This window comes from Ruegeria sp. H6, from assembly GCF_056532975.1.
In genome coordinates this window covers 1-507 of sequence record NZ_JBQFOA010000038.1, presented here as the reverse complement: position 1 = coordinate 507, position 507 = coordinate 1, and the positions used below count along the sequence as shown (strand labels likewise).

General features: G+C 64.1%; 1 protein-coding gene. It reads left to right on the top strand.

The features are described from left to right. Positions 1–507, top strand: a 507-nt coding sequence (locus ACR0AG_RS22405; protein WP_480842893.1) for a thiamine pyrophosphate-dependent enzyme, incomplete at both ends; no start/stop codon positions are given.

Sequence of the window (507 nt, the reverse complement as noted above, 5' to 3'; positions counted from 1 at the left end):
AGGCGATCATCTCGTCCGATATCGGCAACAACTGCGCCATCGGCAATGCCTATCCGTCCTTCGAAGAGGGCCGCAAATACCTGGCCCCCGGCCTGTTCGGCCCCTGCGGCTATGGCCTGCCATCGGTGGTGGGCGCCAAGATCGGCTGTCCGGATGTCCCGGTTGTCGGCTTTTCGGGCGACGGCGCGTTCGGCATCGCCGTGACCGAGCTGACCGCAATTGGCCGCGAGGAATGGCCCGCGATCACGCAGGTGGTGTTCCGCAACTACCAGTGGGGCGCGGAAAAGCGCAACTCGACGCTGTGGTTCGACGACAACTTTGTCGGCACCGAGCTGGACACCCAGGTGTCTTATGCCGGCATCGCGCAGGCCTGCGGCCTCAAGGGCGTCGTCGCCCGCACCATGGACGAGCTGACGGATGCGCTGAACCAGGCCATCGAAGACCAGAAGAACGGCATCACCACCCTGATCGAGGCCATGATCAACCAGGAACTCGGCGAACCCTTCC